Here is a 15,442-nt window from a genome sequence, read left to right as displayed (position 1 = left end):
TCCGGTTTACCGCTAAGCCGCTGATTCTGATGGATACGTGCGCGTTGCCTTATTGCCGTCTTGATGCCAAAGGCTAATAGACTAAAGCTTGAATCGCGGCTTGCGCCATGCTTAGCTTTGCCCTTGCTGCGGGTAGGGGTGAGATTGGCCGCGCAGTGTCATCTATATGGGAGGTTTTTGATGGATCGTCGTTCGTTTTTCAAGAAGGCGGGAACCGCCAGCGCCGGTGCGGTTGCCGCAACGGCATTGGCAGCGCCTGCGATCGCGCAGGAGAATCCGAAGATCGCGTGGCGCATGACGTCGTCGTTTCCGAAGAGCTTGGATACGATCTATGGCGGAGCCGAGGATATCGCCAAGCATGTTGCCGCCGCGACGGACGGCAATTTCACGATCCAGCCCTTCGCGGCCGGTGAAATCGTGCCCGGCCTGCAGGCCGTCGATGCCGTTGCCGCCGGTACGGTTGAGGCAGCCCACACCACTTCCTATTATTTTGTCGGCAAGGACCCGACCTATGCCATCGGAACGGCCATTCCGTTCGGGCTGAACAGCCGCCTGACCAATGCCTGGTACTATGAAGGCAACGGCAATAAGCTGATGAACGAATTTTATGCCACACAGGGCATGTATGCGCTGCCGGCAGGCAATACCGGTGCGCAGATGGGCGGCTGGTTCCGCAAGGAAATCAACACGCTCGATGACCTCAAGGGTGTCAAGATGCGTATTGCCGGTCTCGCCGGCCGCGTCATGGAGAAGGTCGGCGTCATCCCGCAGCAGATCGCCGGCGGCGACATCTATCCGGCGCTGGAAAAAGGCACGATCGATGCGGCGGAATTCGTCGGCCCTTACGACGACCTGAAGCTCGGCTTCCACAAGGTGGCGAAGTACTACTATTATCCCGGCTGGTGGGAAGGTGGCCCGACGGTGCATGGGTTCTTCAATCTCGAAAAATGGAGCAGCCTGCCCAAGCATTATCAGGCAGCGCTGACTGACGCCTGCGCTTTCGCCAACACCAACATGCTGGCGAAGTACGACACGAAGAACCCGACCGCGCTGAAGCAGCTGGTGGCGGAAGGCGCGACGCTGCGCCCGTTCAGTCAAGAGATCATGGAAGCCTGCTTCCAGGCGGCGACGGGCATCTACAGCGAAATCTCGGGCACGAACCAGTATTTCAAGAAGATCTACGACGACCAGACCGCCTTCAAGCGGGATGCCTATCTCTGGATGCAGCTGTCGGAATACACCTTTGACACGTTCATGATGATCCAGCAGCGGGCCGGGAAGCTTTAAGGCTTTCCGCCGGCAGGCTCGGCGCTTCAGACGAATGCGATGCCAGAACCCCGGATTTCCGTCCGGGGTTTTGTTTTTGCTGGACTATTTTGCCGGTGGCGGCGGTGCTMCCGGCAGGCCGTTCAGTGGCGGCAGGGTCAGGCCGGGGATCTGCGGTGAGCCATTGCCGCCGCCGCCCATCGGCGGCAGGCCGAGCTGGCCGCCGAAGCCCGGGACTTCGATCTTGATCGAGTTCGGGTCGACCTTCGGACCGTGATCCAGCCAATAGGTTACCGATTGCGGCCAGAAGATCACGATCGCCACCAGGATCAGCTGCATGCCGACCCAGGGGAGAGCACCCATGTAAATATCCGAGGTCTTGACGTCCTTGCTGGCGATGGAGCGCAGGTAGAAGAGCGCGAAGCCGAAGGGCGGGTGCATGAAGCTCGTCTGCATGTTGACGCAGATCAGGACGCCGAACCAGATCAGGTCGATGCCGAGACTGGAGGCGACCGGTGCGAGCATCGGGATGACGATGAAGGCGATCTCGAAGAAATCGAGGAAGAAGGCGAGCACGAAGATGAAGATGTTGACGAAGATCAGGAAGCCGACCGGGCCGCCGGGAATGCCCGACAGCATGTGCTCGATCCAGCGCGAGCCGTCCATGCCCTGGAAAACCAGGCTGAAACAGGTGGAGCCGATCAGGATCATCACCACCATGGAGGTGATGTGCGTGGTCGATGCCATGGCCTCGCGGATCAGCGGCCAGGTGAGGCGCCGGTTCATGGCGGCAAGCAGCATCGCGCCGACGACACCGAGCGCGCCTGCCTCTGTCGGCGTCGCAAGGCCCATGAAGATCGTGCCGAGCACCAGGAAGATCAGGACGATCGAGGGCACCATGCCCATCAGCACTTTCACGAGCAGCGCCCAGTTGAAGTCGCCGCGCACCTCCTTCGGCAGCGGCGGCATCGATTTCGGCCTGATGATCGACAACACCAGGATGAAGAGCACGAAGATCGTCACCTGCAGGATCGAGGGGCCGATCGCGCCGAGATACATGTCACCGACCGACCTGCCGAGCTGATCGGCAAGAACGACGAGCACCAGCGAGGGCGGGATCACCTGGGTGATCGTGCCCGAGGCGGCGATGACGCCGGTGGCAAGGCGCGGATTGTAGCCATAGCGCAGCATGATCGGCAGCGAGATCACCCCCATGGTGATGACGGAGGCGGCAACCGTTCCGGTGATCGCGCCCAGCACGGCGCCGACGAGGATGACGGCATAGGCGAGGCCGCCGGGAACGCCGCCGAAGAGTTTGCCGGTGCCTTCGAGCAGATCCTCGGCAAGCCCGCAGCGCTCCAGTATCGCGCCCATGAAGGTGAAGAAGGGGATGGCGAGCAGGAGGTCGTTGGAAAGGATGCCGAAGAAGCGCAGCGGCAGAGCCTGCAGGAAGACTTCGCCGAAATGGCCGGTGACGATGCCGACGATGCCGAAAAACAGGCCGACGGCGGCGAGCGAAAAGGCGACCGGAAAGCCGTAGAGCATGAAGATGACCATGCCCAGGAACATGGCCGGCGGGATGATGCCGAAATCAAACAAGTCCGTTTCTCCCAGCCCGCGCTACTGCAGCGGTTTTTCGTATTTTGTATCGATGCTGATATGGCCGGTAACGGCTGCGATCCGCTTGATCAGTTCGGAAACCCCCTGAAGGGAAAGCAGCGCGAAGCCGGCGACGAGGATCAGCTTGACGGGCCATCGGATGAGCCCGCCGGCGTTGCCCGATATTTCTCCCTGCTGGTAGGACAGTGCGAAGAACGGCCAGCAGATCCAGGTGAGGAAGACGCATGCGGGAAGGAGGAAGAGGATGAGGCCGACGATGTCGATCCAGATCTTCGCCCTGTCGGAAACCGAACCATAGATCAGGTCGACGCGGACATGCTCGTTGTTGCGCAACGCATGCGAGGCGCCGAGCATGACGACGAAGGCGAAGAGATACCACTGGATCTCAAGCCAGCCGTTCGAACTGTAGTTGAAGGCATAGCGGACGATGGCGTTTCCGGCGCTGATCAGACAGCAGAACAGCACCATATATTCGGAAATTTTGCCCATGAACTGACTGATCGAATCGATCAGCCGGCTTGCTGCCAGAAGTACCGACATTCGCCTCCCCTTGTTCTTGTCCTGCCGGTTTTCCGGCAGCTTTTCCCTCTTGCAATCGATGTAGACCACGGCCTTTGAAATTGGAAGGATAAATGCCTCGCGTTGGAGTATAGTCTTAGATGCACCGGCCCCGCGGTATGGCCATCAAATATTTCGACAACCCAGGCGTGGATAAATTATTTCAATAATCTCGCCAGTAGGCTGTATTGACGCGCGTAAGCTGTGCGGTTCATCCTATGGTTTTAGAAAATTTGACCAAATGTTTGATTCCATTGAAATCAATTTTTAAAGGGTTGGGCTTAGAATTCCCGCGCACAGGGAAAGTGTGGATGAAGCCAGATAACCCGAACAGGGTCCCTTTAGATGTGTATCTGTCGTTTGTGAGTTCCCTTTCCGGGAACCGCATGACGCTGCTTGCTGGCGTGATCGTGCATGTTGCGACCTGCCTTGCCGTTGCTGCCAAGACGCAGTCCTTCGTCTACATCCTGCTGTCGGTCGCCTTCCTCCTGGTCTTCTGCGTTCGCATGGTCGTCTTCCGGCAGTTCGATCGCGTCGACAAGGAGAGCCTGTCGCACGTCGGGATCGAGCGTTGGGAAAGGATCCTGGTTGCCGGTGCGGCCTGCACCACCGCGCTGCTTGGCATCGCCAGCGGATACGCCATCTTCGTGGTCCACGATTCCTTTGCGGAACTTGCCTGCATTGCCGTCACCATGGCGACCATGGTTTCCGTTGTCGGCCGCAATTACGGTTCGCGCCTGGCGGTCGACCTCCAGACCTTCTCCTGCTGTCTGCCGATGATCGTCTGCAGCCTGTTGGCGCTGGATTTCTATCGTGGCCTGCTGTCGATCTTCCTCATTCCGTTCTGGCTGACGACGCGGGCCATGGCGAACGGCGTGCGCGAGTTCCTCTATGAGAATGTCATCGCGCGCCGGGAAATCACCATCATCGCCGACCGCTTCGACACGGCGCTCAACAACATGCCGCATGGCCTGGTCATGGTCGATGCCGAAAACCGTATTCAGGTCGTCAATCGGAAGGCCTGCGAGCTTCTGAAGATCGGTGCGCCGGAGCGGTTGAAGGATCGCGAACTTGGCGCCGTGCTGCGCTACGGTGCGCGCTACAGCTTCATGGACGCCTCGCAGCCGGAGCTCATTCTGCGCCAGCTCACCCAGGTGGCCGAAGGTAACCTATCGCGGACGCTCATTCATTTCCCCGAGGGCCTGTCGCTCGAATTCTCCGCGAGCCGAAGGGCCGACGGCGGCGCCGTGCTGATCTTCGAGGACGTGTCCAGCCGGGTGAAGGCCGAGCAGAAGATCATGCACATGGTTCGCTTTGATGCGCTGACGGGCCTGCCGAACCGCGAATATTTCGGCCAGCTGGTGCAGGAGTATCTCGCCAAACATCAAAGGAAGTCCGGGCCGCTCGGCTTCATGGTCCTCGATATCGACGAATTCAAACATGTCAACGACATGCGCGGCCACGTTACGGGCGACCACCTGCTCTGCGCCATCGCCGCCCGCATCAAGCAGGCCTCCGGGAACGCCATCCTCGGCCGGTTGATGGGAGACCAGTTCATCCTGTTCTTCCCGCATGCCAAGGAACCGGCTTCGCTCGACGTCGAGATCCGCCGCGTGCACGCCGCAATCCAGGGCAATTACGCGGTCGACGAGCTGACCTTCCTGGTTTCGCTCAGCGCCGGCTACGCGATTCTCGAAAGTGCCGCGTTTGCGATGGATGAATGGAGCGTCAAGGCGGATCTGGCGCTGTTTGAAAGCAAGTCGCGCTTCAAGGGCGGCATATCAGGCTTCGAGCGGGAGATGGATGGCCGCTATATCGAGCAGCAGAAGCTGAAGGCGGATCTGCGCGATGCGGTCTCGGCGCAGGCGCTGCATCTCGCCTTCCAGCCGATGTTCCGGTCCGACGGCTCGCGGATCGAATGCGCCGAGGCGCTGGCGCGCTGGGTTCATCCGGAGAAGGGCTCGATTCCGCCCGACGTCTTCATCCGGCTCGCCGAGGATATGGGCATCATCTCCGACATCACCCGCTTCGTCCTGTTCAAGGCGTGCAGCGAATGCATGAACTGGCCGGAACATATCGCCGTCTCGGTCAATCTCTCGGCGCGGGATCTGCGCGATGCCGATATTCTTTCGGTGGTCGCCGAAGCACTTGCCCATTCCGGCCTCGACGCAGCGCGGCTGCATCTCGAAGTCACCGAAAGCTGCCTGATCGACGAGCCGGCGGCCGTGCGCGCCATCCTGGCGGAGCTCAGGGCCCGCGGCATCACCATCGCTATCGACGATTTCGGTACCGGCTTCTCCAGCCTCAGCTATCTCGACACGCTGCCGCTCGATATCGTCAAGATCGATCGCTCCTTCGTGCGCAACATCGTCGAGGATAACCGCCGCCTGAAGCTGCTGCGCGGCACGGTCCATCTCGCTCGCGAACTGGGCCTGAAGATCGTCATCGAAGGCGTCGAAACCGAGGAACAGCTCGCACTGCTCAACAAGCACCGCAGCGCCGATCTTGTTCAGGGCTACGTTTTCTCGCCGCCGGTGCCTTCCCAGAATATCCCGCTGTTGCAACACGGCATCGGCCGCCGCGTCGTGCAACGCCGCCGCAGCAAGGTCGCCTGAGCGGTCTCAACGGACAGTTTTCCCCCTGAAGAGCGCGTTCCGCGTTAACCTTAACGATTTAAAAACGGCCGAAATTATCGGATTTCCTTGCCTAAATGTTGCTGGCGTATGATTAATGATCCGTTAACGAGCGGATCGAGAAATGTCAGAGACACTGTTCAAGCGTAGTGATTTCAGCACAAAAATTTTGGAAGTTTTGGATCATGTCGAGTATCGCCGCGTCGAAAGCAGCGAAGACATGGAGCAGGTAGAACGGTTGCGCTACAAGGCCTATAAGGCCCATGACGTGCTGGCGCTCGCCCCGAAAGGGCTGCTGGACGACAGCGATTTCGATAGCCACGCCTATATCTTCGGTCTGTATTATTATGGGGAACTGGTCAGTACGATCCGGGTTCATTATGTGACACCGGAACATCGTCTCAGTCAGTCCGGTGGCGCCTTTCCCGAGGCGATGGATGAACTTCTGGATGCGGGGCTGACCTTGATCGATCCGGCGCGTTTCGCAGCCGACCCCGAGCTCACCGCCGATCTGCCGTGGGTTCCCTATCTGACGCTGAGGCCCACCATCGTGGCGGCGGCGTATTTCCGTGCCGACCGCGTTCTTCAATTCGTTCGGCCGCCGCATGCGGCCTTCTACAAGCGGGTCTTTTATGCCGATACGGTCGTGCCCGGCCGGCTGGCGAAAAATTACGGGATCGACATGACGCTGATGGCGACGAATGTGATCGAGGTCGGACGAAAGCTGCTGACGCGCTATCCCTTCTTCATCTCCAGCGCCAGCGAGCAGCGCATGATGTTTTCGCGCAATCCCAACGACACCTTGCCGCCGCTCACCATCATTCCGACGGCGCGTTTCGTGCCGCAAGGCGAACTCGGCACCGACCTGCCGCTGTAATTTGCCCTCGTCCCCGACGGCGAGAGATCTTCGCCGAGGCAAAATGACGTGGACGGCGGACGCAGGCGATATCGGCCGTCCTCAGGTCATATTCCGGGCCTCTGACATGGCGGTTGCCACACGCGCCTGCGGCATTCTCATGCATTGCGCTTTTGCCTGTCATTGTGTAATCCCTGCACGTAGGGATTTCCCTCGCCTAGAGGGAAATTAGGCAGCGCAGAGGCATTTCAGGGAGACGATATTTATGGCCGAACATCATACCGGACCGGTCGAGACCGGCGCGCCGATGGATTACAAAGAACATGAAAAGACCTACGACATGTTCATCGCCGGCGCGAAATACGGCTCGATGCTTCTCATCGTCCTCCTGCTTGCGATGACCGCCGGTTTCTTCGGCGGCGCCGGCCTTCTCGGCGGCCTCTTCGTCTTCATCATTCTTCTCGCCGCCGGCATCTTCCTGTTCCGCTGACCGCGTGGATTCAGAGGGTCAGAGCGTCCTTTGTGCGTCCGAAAGGACGCACGGCGCTCTGAGGGGAGGAGAGCTTCTCTGAAGCTTTGTGAATTAGATGCTTGGCCCGCGCAGGGGAGCCTGCGGCGGTCTGGCTGACCCGGAGGAGGGGGCAGTTGGGCAATATCGTTTTCGTTGCAAGGGAAATCACGGGCGAGGAGACACGTGTCGCCGCCTCCCCCGAGACCGTGAAGAAGATGAAGAGTTTCGGCTTCGACGTCATCGTCGAAGCCGCTGCTGGTGCAGCTTCACGCATTCCGGACGGAGAATTCGAGGCCGCGGGTGCCAGGATCGGCATTTTTGCGGATGCAGCCTCCGCCGACGTGGTCTTGAAGGTGCGCCGGCCCAGCGGATCGGAAATCTCCGGCTATAAAAGCGGCGCGGTCGTCATCGCCATCATGGATCCCTACGGCAATGACGAAGCGATCGCGGCTTTGGCAAGCGCGGGGCTTTCGGCTTTCGCGATGGAACTGATGCCGCGCATTACCCGCGCCCAGTCTATGGATGTGCTTTCGTCCCAGGCCAATCTCGCCGGTTACCAGGCCGTCATCGAGGCGGCGGCGGTTTATGACCGCGCCATGCCGATGATGATGACGGCGGCCGGCACCGTGCCGGCCGCCAAGGTCTTCGTCATGGGCGCCGGCGTCGCGGGTCTTCAGGCGATCGCGACCGCGCGCCGCCTCGGCGCGGCGGTCTCGGCCACTGACGTTCGGCCCGCCGCCAAGGAGCAGGTCGCCTCGCTGGGCGCCAAGTTCATCGCCGTCGAGGACGAGGAGTTCAAGGCGGCGGAAACGGCCGGCGGCTATGCCAAGGAAATGTCCGCCGACTATCAGGCGAAGCAGGCGGCTCTGGTCGCCGAACACATCGCCAAGCAGGATATCGTCATCACCACCGCGCTGATCCCCGGTCGTGCGGCGCCGCGGCTCGTTTCGCACACCATGCTCGCCTCGATGAAATCAGGTGCGGTCGCCGTCGACCTTGCGGTCGAGCGCGGCGGCAATATCGAGGGTGTCGTCCCCGGCGAGATCGCCGATATCGAAGGCGTCAGGGTGATCGGTTTCGCCAACATGCCGGGCCGGGTTGCGGCCAGCGCCTCGGCGCTCTACGCCAAGAACCTCGTCACCTTCCTCGAGACGATGGTCAACAAGGAAACCCGGAGCGTCGTCGTCAATCTCGACGACGAGCTGGTCAAGGCGACGATGCTGACCTATGCCGGCGACGTGGTTCATCCCGCCTTCGGCGGCGCGAAGAAGGGAGACATCTGATGGCCAGTGAAGCAATGGACAGAGCGCTGGAGCAGCTCGACCAGGCGGTGACCGCCGTCATCACGGCGGCGGCCCAGGCACCGGAAGCGGCAAGTGCTGCGACCGGCGGGGCGATCGATCCCTTCGTCTTCCAGCTCGCCATCTTCGTATTGTCGATCTTCGTCGGCTATTACGTCGTGTGGTCGGTGACGCCGGCGCTGCATACGCCGCTGATGGCCGTCACCAATGCGATCTCCTCCGTCATCGTCGTCGGCGCGCTCCTGGCGGTCGGCATCTCGACCAGCGGGCTTGCGACCGGTTTCGGCTTCGTGGCTCTCGTGCTCGTCTCGGTGAACATCTTCGGCGGCTTCCTCGTCACGCAGCGGATGCTTTCCATGTACCGCAAGAAGGACCGGTGAGGACTGATGACCAATATCGCAGCCTTCCTCTACCTCGTCTCCGGCGTGCTCTTCATCCTGGCGCTGCGCGGCCTGTCGCATCCGGCCACCAGCCGCAAGGGCAATCTCTACGGCATGATCGGCATGGGGATCGCGATCCTGACGACGCTGGTGCTGGCGACCCCGAATTTCGGCGGCTTCGTGCTGATCATCCTTGGCCTTGCCATCGGCGGCAGCGTCGGCGCCTATGTCGCCCGCACCATCCCCATGACCTCGATGCCGCAGCTCGTCGCGGGTTTCCATTCGCTGGTCGGCCTTGCCGCCGTGCTGGTCGCGGCCTCCGCGCTCTACACGCCTGCTTCCTTCGGCATCGGCGAGATCGGCCACATCCACACCGAGGCGCGCATCGAGATGGCGCTCGGCGTGGCAATCGGAGCGCTGACCTTCACCGGCTCGATCATCGCCTTCCTGAAGCTTGACGGACGCATGTCCGGCAAGCCGATCCTGCTGCCCTATCGGCATGTGATCAATGCCAGCCTGCTGGTGCTGATCGTGCTCTTCATCATCGGGCTTGCCGTCACTGAAAGCCATTTCGACTTCTGGGCCGTCGTGGCGCTGTCGCTGGCGCTCGGCGTTCTGCTGATCGTGCCGATCGGCGGGGCCGATATGCCGGTCGTCGTCTCGATGCTGAATTCCTATTCGGGCTGGGCCGCGGCCGGCATCGGCTTCACGCTCGGCAATCTGGCGCTGATCATCACGGGCGCGCTCGTCGGTTCTTCCGGCGCGATCCTCTCCTACATCATGTGCAAGGGTATGAACCGTTCCTTCGTCTCCGTCATCCTCGGCGGTTTCGGCGGCGAGACGGCGTCTGGCGGACCTGACACATCAGACAGGACGGTCAAGCTCGGCTCGGCCGAGGATGCGGCTTATCTGATGGCAAACGCATCGAAGGTCATCATCGTGCCGGGATATGGCATGGCGGTCGCCCAGGCCCAGCATGCGCTGCGCGAGCTCGCCGACAATCTCAAGAAGAACGGCGTCGAGGTGAAATATGCGATCCACCCCGTGGCGGGCCGTATGCCCGGCCACATGAACGTGTTGCTCGCCGAAGCGAATGTTCCCTATGACGAGGTTTTCGAGCTCGAGGACATCAACTCGGAATTCGCCCAGGCCGACGTCGCCTATGTCATCGGTGCCAACGACGTCACCAATCCGGCGGCGCGCGACGACAAGACCTCGCCGATCTACGGCATGCCGATCCTCGACGTCGACCGGGCAAAGACCTGCCTCTTCGTCAAGCGCTCGCTCGGCTCGGGTTATGCCGGCATCGACAATACGCTGTTCTACAAGGACGGTACGATGATGCTGCTCGGTGACGCGAAGAAGATGACCGAGGATATCAACAAGGCGATCGCGCACTGATCGACGCAGATACAGCCGCCCTTCGGGCGGCTGTTTGATTCATGCGGCAGGCCACGGCAGTCTGCCTTGGCCGGGCCGGCCGCTTTCGTCAGGTCTCCCCCGGCACGAGCGTCATCTTTTCGACGCCGATCGCCAGGTTCAGGCCTTCCTGAGCCTGGACGTTCAATGGCTGCAGCATGAAGGCCTTGTTATTGCCGCCGGCGATGACCTTGGCGCCGGCCCCTGCACCGATGCTCGCATCGGCACCGATCCCGTAATATTCGCCGGCAAGGGCGAATTGCGGAATATCCGTCCCGGTCTTTGCCAGCACCTGCCAGATCATGACGCTCTTGCCGGTCTGACCGATATCGAGGCCGAATTTCTCGATTTTGCCGGCATAGACCGCCTTGGCGCCGCCGGCCGCCGGCGTATAGGTGCAGATGAGGTTCTTCTGCGAGGTGACGATCAGACCTTGGCCGCCATCCGATCCGCAGACAAGACGGCCAAGCGTGACATAGTTTTCCGCGCCCGCCGGGCTCCCCCAGGCAGCGGCCGTCAGTGCCGCGGCTGCGATCATCGTTTGCTTGAACATGGTCTTTCTCCTTTGGAACGACCTGTCCGAAACGGGTGGAGGTAGCGAATGTTCCGGGCGCGGATTCAAACTTAACGCGTCTGAAGAGACGCGCGGCGCTCTATTCCCGCTCCAGCGTGGCGCGCTGCGCCGTCAGTACCCATAACAGGCCTTCGGGCCGGAAATCGATCTCAACCGTGCCGCGAAAGGCGGAGGCGGCATGGGCTTTGATAACGGTCGTGCCGAAGCCCGAGCGCGATGGCTGCTCCGTGACCGGCGGGCCGCCTTGCTCTTCCCAGGTGAAGCGGAGCAGGGCATCCGGCTTGTCTTCCTCCTTGAGGTCGCGCCATGCGAAGCGGACCCGGCCTTGCGGTACGGAGAGCGCGCCGTATTTTACCGAATTGGTGGCGAGTTCATGCAAGGCGAGGCCGAGATTCTGCACGGCATCCGGCTTCAGCACGAAGTCTTTGCCGCTGATGTCGATCTGCTCGCGCGATTGCGGGAAGGCCTGCAGATGGATGTCGACGACCCGCCGCAGCGACACGCCTCCCCATTGTTCGCTGGTCAGGAGCTCGATCGAACGCACCAAACCCTCGAGCCGGTCGGCGACGGCGGCGCGGAAGGACTCGACGCTGTCGGACTGCTTGGCGAGCTGGCGCATCATTGCCTGGGCAAGCGTCAGAAGATTCTTGGTGCGGTGGACGAGCTCGTGCATGACGAAACGCAGCCGGTCCTCGGTCTGGCTACGATCGAAAGAGGCATTCGAAAGGGCAATCGCCACCTGGTTCGCCTCGATGACGCTGGTCTCGACTGGCGAGACGATATGGCCTTCGCCCATGCGGTTCGCCATGTCGGCGATATCGCGGATGGTGGTGCGCACCTGTCTTGCGACGGCATAAGCGCCTAGCACGGCGACGAGCACCAGTGCCACGCCGCCGATGATGAGGAAACGCCAGGTGCTGAGGATCGATGCCTGGGCGATCGGTCCCCAGATCACCGTCTTCCACGACCAACCGGGAATTTGGGCATAACCGAGGAGCATGTGCGGCAGGATTGTCTCGTCTTGGAAGACGCCGCGGGACACGGTGAGCGCCGGCAGAATGCGCGGGTCGAAGGGCGTGCCGGGTTCGAGGTTGGCAGGGCCGGTGGCCGCGACGACGTGGCCGCTCTCATCTATGACGGCGGCCGACCAGCCGGGCGCAAGGCCCTCGGTGGTCACGAGCTTGCCCAGATCCTTGGCGTCCTGCGTGATGATAAGGGCCGCGACCGGATCATTCTTCCGTGGCAGGGTGACGTTATAGACCCATTCGCCGCTGGTCCGGCCGCGAAAGACGTCTGATGCCTCGATGCGACCAGAAGCCATGACCGCTTCGAGGGCTGTCATGTTCGCCGTCTTGCCAAGCGGCGTGCCGAACGCCCGACGCGTGTTCAACAGCTGCTGGCCGGTGCGGTCGACGGCAATGACGAAAAGCGTGTTGTCTCTGAGGGCCGTTTCCGTGCGCTCGTGGAAGGAGGCGAGATTGCCGTTTTCAAGCTCGGGCGAACTCGAAAGCAGCCGCAGGGTCGTCGCCATGTCCTGAAGCTGGCGGTCGATGATGCGTGAAAGGGCAAGCGCATCCTGGGCCGTCTCGCGCTTCAGCGTCGAACGCTGGTTGTCCTCCAGCTGTAGCAGAAGCAGCGCCACGAAGGCGAAGATCGGCAGTGCGATCGCCACCGCCATGGCGACGAGGTAGGTTCCGATCGAGGCTTTCGGAAAGAACAGCGCGACGATCTTCATCTGTCGCAATTCAAAATGTTACAGCGCCCTTTGCGCCTCTGAAAAGACTCGCGGCGCTGTAATGCGCGTGGCCCGCAACGGTTTTCGCTTGCGGCCAGGACAGCAAAGATCCGCATCTCTCGCAAATCGCCCCCAACACGTGTTCGACCGCTCGATAGCGGGCTATCGAAGCAGGTCCATGTTAGGGGGAGCAAGAGCAGGTTGCAACATACTATGACAGGCATCGACGACGACGGACGCTTTTTCGGCGTCTCGTCTTAATGTCGGTGCGCCGCCTTTGCGCCACGTCGCTTCCACTGCCTGGCGTGGCACGATATCACCTCGATGATATCCAGAGCCGGAAGATTCGATTGAATCATCAGGGCCTTTGCCGGCGTCCGATGGGTGGTGCGACCGGCAGGTGGCGGTTGCGGGCCGCCCGATGCTCAGGGCCGCCCAATTATATCTTTAGCCGGCTGGGGCGACGCCGACGCGGGCAAGGCCGTCGCGAGCCGGCTGGTATTTGGGGTCGAGGCCGATCGCGTGGCGATAGGACCGGGCGGCCTTTGCCTTGTCGCCGCGGCGTTCGTAGACGAGCGCCTGGTTGGCCCAGGATTCGGCGATGTTGCCGTTGAGCTCGATCGCATGATTGAAATCGGCAAAGGCGTTGTCGTCGTCGTTCAGCGCAATATAGGAAATGCCGCGGCCATTATAGGGCTCAGGTGAATTCGGCGCGAGCGAGATCGCTTTCGAGAAATCGTCGATTGCCTTATCCTGCTGATTACGCTTCTGATAGATCAGGCCACGATTATGATAGGCGCGGCCATCGGTGGTGCCGAGCTGGATCGCCTTGTCGAAGTCATTGAAAGCCTGATCGTCCTGGCCGGCCATCCGGTAGACATTGCCGCGACCGATATAGGCGACATCGTAGCTCGGATTGATCTGCAGGGCGGCATTGTAGTCGCCAATCGCCTGGGCCTGCTGGCCCATATTGCGATAGACGAGAGCGCGGTTGGCATAAGCCTGGAAAAACCGCGGATTGATCTGCAGCGCCGTGTTGAAATCGTTCAGCGCCGGGCGGAACTGGCCGGCGCGGCCATAGGCGGAACCACGGACGTTGTAACCTTCCGGATCCCTCGGATTGGCGTTGATAACCGCCGTCAGGGAAGCGATATTCTCTTCCGAACCCTGCGCCTTATCGATGCGGATCACGGCATCCGAGGTATTGGTCGTCTCGCAGCCGGCGAGGCCGAACATTGCCGCCAGCGCCAAAGCGGGCAGGAATGCCGTTTTCTGCAAGCGCAAAGCGCGGGACGGATTGAAGGTGTTGACAGCCATTCGGGCTCGCTTTCCCCATGCGGCATATCCGGTGCGCGGATATGCGATCTTCAGCGGCAAACTAAAAAAGCGGCGGCGAACCCATCGCCCCCGCCACAATGCATCTGAAAACGTCGAAAAAACGACGGAAACGCTCAGCGTGCAACCAGACCTTCGCGCTGGGCGCGCTTACGGGCCAGCTTGCGAACGCGACGAACGGCTTCGGCCTTCTCGCGAGCACGCTTCTGCGACGGCTTCTCGTAGTAGTCGCGCATCTTCATTTCGCGGAAAATGCCTTCGCGCTGCATCTTCTTCTTGAGAGCGCGGAGAGCCTGATCAACATTGTTATCGCGGACAAGTACCTGCACGAGAATCACGTTCCTTTGGTTGGTTGATGCCGGAGGCGGCGCAGCGGCCAGAGGCAAAACAATAACGTTCGCGCGGCCGGGGCCTTGCGATTGGTGATGCGAAATAGCAGATTGGGTACGGGAAGTCTAGACGGGATATGGGCGGCGGCGGAAAAATCACGCTTCGCCTGATATCCGGTCATGATCGGGCCGGTTCGGGCGCAGCTTCATCCAGCGCGGCAATTGCCTCCTTGAGAGCGGTTCTGACCCGGAGGCGGTCGGCAGGCTCCAGCCGGCTCATATCCAGATGCAGGTCAAGGCCCGAGAGATGCTCGCTGAGAACACGGCTCTTGTGGTCCGCACCGAGGGTCAGCCCATCCACTGCATAGGGCACGATCTCGCGCTGTATGCCCTTCATCGTGATCGGCGGCAGCGGATGGGCGTCGACGATTTCGTTCACCAGCGCAAAGGTTTCATAGCTGATGACAATCTCTCCTCCCTGGGCGATCGATTGCAGCCGGGCTGCGAGATTGGCCTCCGCCCCGATGATCGTATAGTCCATGCGGTCGCTGCTGCCGAAATTGCCGACGTTGCAATAACCGCTGTTGATTCCCATGCGGACGACGAAAGGCTCTTCTGTGCCATTTCTGCGCCATCTGTCCTTGAGTTCGCCGAGACGGCGCTGCATGTCGACGGCCATGCGCAAACACGCTTTCGCGTCCTCCTCCGGCCCCTTGGTTTCGGGATCGCCGAAGAAGACCAGCATCGCGTCGCCGATGAACTTGTCCACCGTGCCGCCATGCTCCAGGGCAATGTTCGACATCTCGGTCAGATATTCGTTGAGCATCTCCGTCAGGGCTTCCGGCTGCAGACGCTCGGTGGTCGCCGTGAAATCCTTGATGTCGGAGAAGAAGATCGTCAGACGCTTGCGCTCGGTATGGACGAC

The 15,442-nt window shown here is 61.1% G+C and carries 14 protein-coding genes; 7 read left to right on the top strand and 7 right to left on the bottom strand.

The annotated features are described in order from the left end of the window. Positions 1 to 180: 180 nt before the first annotated feature. Positions 181 to 1,287 carry a TRAP transporter substrate-binding protein gene (locus tag AC1D1Z_RS20965; RefSeq protein WP_018243590.1) on the top strand — a complete coding sequence of 369 codons (1,107 nt, stop codon included), beginning with the start codon at positions 181 to 183 and terminating at the stop codon, positions 1,285 to 1,287. A gap of 84 nt (positions 1,288 to 1,371) precedes the next feature. Here the strand turns inward: AC1D1Z_RS20965 and AC1D1Z_RS20960 are convergent, their stop codons facing one another. Together AC1D1Z_RS20960 and AC1D1Z_RS20955 are read right to left on the bottom strand one after the other, a co-directional pair. Then, entirely contained in the window at positions 1,372 to 2,865 is a 1,494-nt protein-coding gene (locus tag AC1D1Z_RS20960; RefSeq protein WP_477851633.1) for a TRAP transporter large permease, read from the bottom strand. Between the two features lie 21 nt (positions 2,866 to 2,886). Continuing rightward, positions 2,887 to 3,426, bottom strand: coding sequence for a TRAP transporter small permease subunit (locus AC1D1Z_RS20955; RefSeq protein WP_047622406.1), 540 nt, complete (start codon positions 3,424 to 3,426; stop codon positions 2,887 to 2,889). Positions 3,427 to 3,755: 329 nt separating this feature from the next. Here AC1D1Z_RS20955 and AC1D1Z_RS20950 point away from each other — a divergent pair, with 329 nt between their 5' ends. The 6 genes from AC1D1Z_RS20950 to AC1D1Z_RS20925 all read left to right on the top strand — a co-directional run bounded on the left by AC1D1Z_RS20950 (position 3,756) and on the right by AC1D1Z_RS20925 (position 10,526). Beyond that, positions 3,756 to 6,059 (top strand): putative bifunctional diguanylate cyclase/phosphodiesterase, encoded by a 2,304-nt coding sequence (locus AC1D1Z_RS20950; protein ID WP_026230607.1) that lies wholly within the window; start codon positions 3,756 to 3,758, stop codon positions 6,057 to 6,059. A gap of 142 nt (positions 6,060 to 6,201) precedes the next feature. Beyond that, positions 6,202 to 6,954: an N-acyl amino acid synthase FeeM domain-containing protein gene (locus AC1D1Z_RS20945; protein ID WP_003542957.1), complete on the top strand. Its 753-nt coding sequence runs from the start codon at positions 6,202 to 6,204 to the stop codon at positions 6,952 to 6,954. Between the two features lie 244 nt (positions 6,955 to 7,198). Then, a complete protein-coding gene (locus AC1D1Z_RS20940; RefSeq protein ID WP_018243586.1) occupies positions 7,199 to 7,423 on the top strand; it encodes an aa3-type cytochrome c oxidase subunit IV in 225 nt (74 codons plus the stop codon). 155 nt (positions 7,424 to 7,578) lie between these two features. After that, positions 7,579 to 8,727, top strand: coding sequence for a Re/Si-specific NAD(P)(+) transhydrogenase subunit alpha (locus AC1D1Z_RS20935; RefSeq protein ID WP_130653060.1), 1,149 nt, complete (start codon positions 7,579 to 7,581; stop codon positions 8,725 to 8,727). Beyond that, a complete protein-coding gene (locus tag AC1D1Z_RS20930) occupies positions 8,727 to 9,125 on the top strand; it encodes a proton-translocating transhydrogenase family protein (protein WP_003542949.1) in 399 nt (132 codons plus the stop codon). The genes AC1D1Z_RS20935 and AC1D1Z_RS20930 overlap by 1 nt, the downstream gene beginning before the upstream one ends. A 6-nt stretch (positions 9,126 to 9,131) precedes the next feature. After that, positions 9,132 to 10,526 (top strand): NAD(P)(+) transhydrogenase (Re/Si-specific) subunit beta, encoded by a 1,395-nt coding sequence (locus AC1D1Z_RS20925; protein ID WP_018243584.1) that lies wholly within the window; start codon positions 9,132 to 9,134, stop codon positions 10,524 to 10,526. Between the two features lie 88 nt (positions 10,527 to 10,614). On the opposite strand, the gene AC1D1Z_RS20920 is transcribed toward AC1D1Z_RS20925, so the two are convergent. The 5 genes from AC1D1Z_RS20920 to AC1D1Z_RS20900 form a co-directional block, all read right to left on the bottom strand. Next, positions 10,615 to 11,097: a DUF992 domain-containing protein gene (locus AC1D1Z_RS20920; protein WP_018243583.1), complete on the bottom strand. Its 483-nt coding sequence runs from the start codon at positions 11,095 to 11,097 to the stop codon at positions 10,615 to 10,617. A 100-nt stretch (positions 11,098 to 11,197) separates the two neighbouring features. Beyond that, positions 11,198 to 12,853 (bottom strand): sensor histidine kinase, encoded by a 1,656-nt coding sequence (locus AC1D1Z_RS20915; RefSeq protein WP_018243582.1) that lies wholly within the window; start codon positions 12,851 to 12,853, stop codon positions 11,198 to 11,200. Between the two features lie 447 nt (positions 12,854 to 13,300). Beyond that, positions 13,301 to 14,170 (bottom strand): tetratricopeptide repeat protein, encoded by an 870-nt coding sequence (locus tag AC1D1Z_RS20910; protein ID WP_018446048.1) that lies wholly within the window; start codon positions 14,168 to 14,170, stop codon positions 13,301 to 13,303. A gap of 134 nt (positions 14,171 to 14,304) precedes the next feature. Then, complete coding sequence (gene rpsU, locus AC1D1Z_RS20905; protein ID WP_003585885.1) at positions 14,305 to 14,517, bottom strand: 30S ribosomal protein S21; 213 nt, start codon at positions 14,515 to 14,517, stop codon at positions 14,305 to 14,307. A gap of 178 nt (positions 14,518 to 14,695) precedes the next feature. Next, positions 14,696 to 15,442, bottom strand: a 747-nt coding sequence (locus AC1D1Z_RS20900) for an adenylate/guanylate cyclase domain-containing protein (protein WP_477851632.1), incomplete at its 5' end; no start/stop codon positions are given.

Source organism: Rhizobium sp. P1_E1 (genome assembly GCF_056406015.1).
The sequence above is the reverse complement of the archived record's forward strand: the minus strand, read 5'-3'. Positions and strand labels throughout refer to the sequence as shown.